The sequence below is a fragment of the Nonomuraea sp. NPDC049480 genome (genome assembly GCF_044465905.1).
Lineage (GTDB): Bacteria > Actinomycetota > Actinomycetes > Streptosporangiales > Streptosporangiaceae > Nonomuraea.
Genome location: NZ_JBITMD010000070.1, coordinates 1 through 5,328 on the forward strand (window position 1 = coordinate 1; position 5,328 = coordinate 5,328).

Genomic DNA, 5,328 nt, shown 5'->3' on the forward strand with positions numbered 1-5,328 from the left:
CACGCCGTCACAATCCGTGACGAACATCAACTAAAGCCGTACTATGAAGTCCAACGACCTGGCAATTTCCGCAGAGCAGCCCTGGTCAAAATCACAGAGCGCCATCAACGGGTGCCCTCACGCGCCCGTCCCACACAGATGACGAATGCCGGTCCCGCCCACTTGCCGGCTCTTGCCCTCCAGGGCGTCGGCTCGAGCCCCTCGCCGGCCCTGGCGACTGGCCGCGCGGAGGGGTCGGCTGAGCCGGCCGGTGGGCATGATCGTGATCTGCCGGCTCCCCCAAGCGCAGCCCCCTCAACGCACGCGATGAGCCCCCACCTTCTACTGGGGCCGGTGGACGCTGAAGTCGTCGAACGACACGGTGACGACCCCGCCTCCGGCCTCCGGCGCCCGCGCGACCAGGCCGGCCTGACCGGCCGAGCCGTCGGGAAGCTGCTCGGAGTCGACGACGTCGATCGTCTGGGTTCCGTCGATCCACAGCGTCAGGCGGGTTCCCGCGTCGGCCTGCCGGCAGGCGGCCTCGATGCGGACCTTCTCCCCGGCCCGTGGCGCCTCGGCCTGTACGGGAGGCGTCACGTCGAGATTGGTCCCTCGGGCGGTTCTGATGACGCGTGCGGTGCCGTCGAGGCCGAGCATGAACGCGTACCCGTTGGGCACGTCTTCGTCCCACTGGCACAAGAGGCCGAAGCTCGCCCGGCCCGTCGAGCCCTCCCGCACCTCGGCCGTCACGCCGATCATCACCTGGCGTTCGACGGTGGAGGCATTCTTGGCCGGCACGGGAGACAGGGACGCATTGCTGGGGTAGCTCTTGTCGGCCATGAGCGAGTAGACGCCCCGGTCGATCTCGTACCCGCGCATGGTGCGGCTGTCTCCCTCGGCGTCTGGGCTGAAGGTGTAGCCGTCCCAGTTATCCCGATTGCCGAAGTCGTCGCTGTAGAGAAGCGTGCCACTCGCCGGCGCCTCACGCTGCAGCACGAGGATCACGCCCGTGATGAGCAGCGCCGTAAGACCGGCCGCGACTCCCAGGAGCCACCGCCGCGACTTCGAGGGGATCGAGGTGGACGGTTCTCGGCCGGGCGGCGAGACGGCCGTGACGGTTGGCGTGTCCGCCGAGGATGCGCGGCCGGCATCGTGTGGATCGCTTTCGGTGAAGCTGCGCAGCAGGTCGGCGGCGGTGGGCCGGGCACCGGGGTTCTTGTCCAGGCAGGCGGCCAGCAGCGGGCGGAGCTCGTCCGGCACGCCGGACAGGTCCGGGTCGCGGGCCGTGATGGCGAACATGAGCGCGGGAATCGTCGCGCCGTTGAAGGCCGGGCGTCCGGTGGCGGCGAACGTCATCGTGCAGGCCCAGCCGAACACATCCGACGCCCCACTGGGCGCCTGCCCGATGAACTGCTCGGGGGCCAGGTAGGCGGGGGTGCCCACGAGCCCAGCCGCAGTCGTGGTGTGGTCCACGGCGCGGGCGATGCCGAAGTCGATGACCACCGGACCCTCGGGCCCCAAGATCACGTTGTCGGGTTTGAAGTCGCGGTGCACGACCCCGGCCCGGTGGATCGCGGCCAGGGCCGTCAGCGTGGCGACCACCAGACGGTGCAGTCCGCTGCCGGCACGCGGGCCGTCAGCGGCGACCACCTCGGCCAGAGATCTGCCGGGAATGAACTCGCTGACCACATAGGGGCGGTCATGGAGCGCGCCCACATCGAGCACGCGGGCGGTGCAGAAGAGTGCCACCCGGCGGGCGGTGTCCGCCTCGCGCAGGAACCGGCGACGGCTTTCGGCGTCCATCGCCTCCCTGCGGTGCAGCACCTTGATCGCGACCCGGGCGCCCGACGGCGTCTCTGCGAGATACACCACGCCCTGCCCGCCCTCGCCGAGCACGCCGCTCAGCCGATAGTCGCCAATGCGCTCAGGCTCTTCCGGATGCAGGGGACGCGGGCTCACGGCCCACCTTCGATCATCTCGATGTCGTAGTGCGGAAGCCAGGATAAGAGCCGTTTTCTCCCCGTACAAGCACGTGCACATCACTACGGCAGACGGCACCATCGGACGCCCCCCGCGCGGCGCCACACCCACATCACGGCGACGCTCTCAACGGACGCAGCAGCCCGCATGGGCCGCGCACTCTGGGGATAACTGCAACTAGAAATGCAACCGGGCGGACCTTCTGATCATGGAGATCGGGGAGTCCGCCCAGGTCATTGAGGTAGGGCGCCCGGGGCTCGAACCCGGAACCTACGGATTAAAAGTGGATGTTGCTTTCGTCTGCGGCTTGCGTCGTGACCTGCGGGGGAGCACCGGCGTGATCAAGCGCTCCCCCTCCCGTTCCGCGTATGTTCCGGATCTTGTGGGAGGAGTGGTGCGGTTGGGTGTCGCAGTAGAGCGGTGCGATCAGGTCAGTTCCAGTAGGTGAGCGGTGGGACTGTAGTCGATCTTCCAGTCTGCGTATACGCCTAGGCTTCCGTCCCTCAGGCAGCGCAAGCCAATGCTGATCCAACGCACTTCACCGTCACTGCGGAAGGCGAACCCCACTGCTACAGCGAACTCCTCGCCTCCACATGGGCAAGCACACTCTCCGAGGTCAGCCTCATCCACGTAGTCGGCACTGTCGGCAATATAAGAGGCGTCCCCGCAGGCGACACAGATACGTTGTACGCAACCTTCAACGTCATCGGCCATGACGTTGAAGTGCTTGCCTGCGCATCCGGCGCACACTGCCTCACTCACTTGCTGGACGGCGTAGCCACCCGGCTGGTGCTCGCGGAGAAGGTCGGCGAGATCTTCGAAGTCTTCACCCCGCCAGAGATCGCCCGACGTGTCGATCGCCATGGCGCACGAGTGTATGGCCGTAGGGTTCGGCTTTACAGCTCGTGACTGTTCTTCCGGCGACACGTCTTCTGACCTGGTGGGCAGCATGTTTGCGGCCCCTCGCCATCATGATCATTGCACGCATATTGCACGTCACGGCAGGCCGTGAAGATCTACGCTAGGTCAGTGCCGCCATGTCTCGACGTCTATGTGTGGGTGCCGGAGCAGAGCCCCGCGGTCTTCGGGCGATTCATCGACAGCTACGTCAACGTGGACGAGCCTGGGGACGAGCGGCTCCACGCTTTCACCCGGGTTCATGTCCTGGGCATCGCGGACGACGCAGATGACAATGCCCTCGACGAGTTGCGCTCCGAAGACGGGGATGACGCCTTCACGCTCTACCTCAGGGCTCGCGACCACTACCAGGCCATGATCACGATCACTCGTGACGGGGCGACCGTTCTTGGCCTCAGCGTGGACGCCCCCGACGACCTACAGGAAACGCTCAGACAGGCCGAACAGCTCGTAGAACAGCTTCGACAAGAGTTCTCTGCCCCGGCCGGACGTGCAGGGGTCGAACTGCCCCCGGCCGGCGACCGCTGCGAATGGCACGAAGAAGCACTCGTGCTGCTCCGCACGGGTGAGCTCGCCGCGCCTTGATCTAGACCCACCTTCTGATCCGTACGTCCCCAAACGATCTCCAGGGCCGTTCAGGATCGTTCGCCGCGCTGGCCGACGGTCGCCTCGCCGTTCAGGTTCGTTCGGGTCAATTCATTATCGTCCGTTCGGGTGGCTCCCAAGGTGGCTCCCAGGCCGGGAGCGGCGACCTCTTCCTTATCGGCACGATCGTCGGGCGCGTGGTAGGGCTCCTGCCTCGTACCGGATCGAGTTCGGTGGCTGAGATCATCCGGCAATATTGGGTGCCGCTGCCGTCGGAAGCGCGGTATCAGCGCGATCACTACGCTGCCACTGACAAGGACCGGTCAATAGGCTCCCGACATGCCTCTCACCTTTACTGCTCACGTCGCAGGGGTCGATGAAGACCTTGAGATTGAGTGTCTGTCGGCCGGCGTCGCTGAGAACCTCGACGGGACCGGCCAGAGCCTGATCTTTCAATGCTCGCTCTACGAGGTCGAGGACGATGAGGAGATCGACGACGATTACACCCACTGCCTTGTCGTAGACAATGGGGTGGCTGTCTATGGCTGCGTGAGGGAGATCGTTATGGACGATCAGCGGCTAACGGTGGTGCTCGACGACGCTGCGGCCAGTCTCTACGGCTTCGACGACCACATCATTGACGTCACACTGGATGTTGAGGCTCATGCGCGCGAGGAACTGCGCGGCGCTCTCCGACGCATCTTCTCCTACGGGCGGCCAGATGCATTCCCTCGTCGCATGGAGCTGTAGTCAGGACACAGAGCGTTCCCTGCCTGGTCTTCCCGTCTACCTCGTCCACCTGCAAGGCAGCGGGCCAAGGCCCTGGGGCTGCTTACCCCGGACATGCAACGAGGCCTCTCGAAAGGTGCTCTGAGCTGCACTTACTGCTGGCGGCATATGCAAGGTGCGAACCTGCGTAGGCTGAGCCGACGGTTTTACAGCGGGTCGGTGATTGAGGCCTCGGAGCAGGTCTGAACTGGTGCTACAGCCTTAGCTCACTCACTGGCGTACGGAATCATCCCGCGTATATCCCGGATCTTCTTCGAGTCGTGGCGGCGATACAAGTGGGACCAAACCGCATTAGCAGACTGTTGTGGCAAAGTGTCTGCGTGAATCTGGACGAATTCTGGAGCATTGTCGAGTCCGCCCGCACGGATGCCAAGCCTATCGATGAGGCACTCGTTGATCGACTTGCTGCTCTCTCGATGGAGGAGATCCTTGATTTCCAGGAGCGGTTCGATGAGGTAGAAGGCGCGGTGCATCGGTGGGACGTCTGGGCTGCCGCTTATCTGATCGGTGGCGGGTGCTCGGATGACAGCTTCAGCGACTTCCGGGCTGGGTTGATCGCGTTGGGCCGTGGCTGGTTTGAGAGGGCGGCGCAGTCCCCCGACAACCTGGCCGGCCACCCGGCCGTTATTGAAGCCGCAGCCCAGGGCGACGAGCGTGCCATCTTCTACGAAGAAGTTCAATTTGCGGTCAACGCCGCCTACGAACGGCACACCGATGGCGATGTAGATGCCTTCTACGAGGCTTTGGCGGCTCGCGAGGAAGCAGTAGTAGACCGGGCCACAGGGGACGACATGGGCGAAGACTTCGACTTCGACGACGACGCCCAGCTGCGTCAGCGCCTGCCCCGACTGGCGGCGCTCTTCCTACCGGCCAGTTGAGGACAAGCGCACTAACTACGTGACACCGCTCTAGCAACTGTGGGGCCATCGTGCAGGACAGTCCCACCTCGACCGCTTCCTATGGTCGTCTAATCTTCCGGGGAGGGACTGTACGGTCTTCGGTGTAACTCCTGATCAAGGAGAACGCACCTGATGAGTACTGTGATCCAGGCATCGACGGAGATCGACCTGGAGGACG

General features: G+C 64.6%; 5 protein-coding genes. 3 read left to right on the forward strand and 2 right to left on the reverse strand.

Annotated features, from left to right (window positions below; genetic code table 11):
- Positions 1-321: 321 nt before the first annotated feature.
- Positions 322-1,938, reverse strand: a complete 1,617-nt coding sequence (locus ACIBX3_RS61030; RefSeq protein ID WP_397129999.1) for a serine/threonine-protein kinase — start codon at positions 1,936-1,938, stop codon at positions 322-324.
- A 447-nt stretch (positions 1,939-2,385) separates the two neighbouring features.
- Entirely contained in the window at positions 2,386-2,823 is a 438-nt protein-coding gene (locus tag ACIBX3_RS61035) for a hypothetical protein (protein ID WP_397130000.1), read from the reverse strand.
- Positions 2,824-2,988: 165 nt separating this feature from the next.
- Between ACIBX3_RS61035 and ACIBX3_RS61040 the strand changes: the two genes are divergently transcribed.
- From ACIBX3_RS61040 to ACIBX3_RS61050, 3 genes are all read left to right on the forward strand, one after another.
- Positions 2,989-3,462 (forward strand): hypothetical protein, encoded by a 474-nt coding sequence (locus ACIBX3_RS61040; RefSeq protein WP_397130001.1) that lies wholly within the window; start codon positions 2,989-2,991, stop codon positions 3,460-3,462.
- Positions 3,463-3,801: 339 nt separating this feature from the next.
- Positions 3,802-4,212: a hypothetical protein gene (locus tag ACIBX3_RS61045; protein WP_397130002.1), complete on the forward strand. Its 411-nt coding sequence runs from the start codon at positions 3,802-3,804 to the stop codon at positions 4,210-4,212.
- Positions 4,213-4,571: 359 nt separating this feature from the next.
- On the forward strand, positions 4,572-5,129 hold the full coding sequence (locus tag ACIBX3_RS61050; protein WP_397130003.1) for a DUF4240 domain-containing protein: 558 nt from the start codon (positions 4,572-4,574) through the stop codon (positions 5,127-5,129).
- Positions 5,130-5,328: the final 199 nt, after the last annotated feature.

Bases quoted from the DNA above. Each gene is read 5' to 3' on its own strand.
- ACIBX3_RS61035 (WP_397130000.1), bottom strand. From the start codon at position 2,823: ATGGCGATCGACACGTCGGGCGATCTCTGGCGGGGTGAAGACTTCGAA.
- ACIBX3_RS61045 (WP_397130002.1), top strand. From the start codon at position 3,802: ATGCCTCTCACCTTTACTGCTCACGTCGCAGGGGTCGATGAAGACCTT.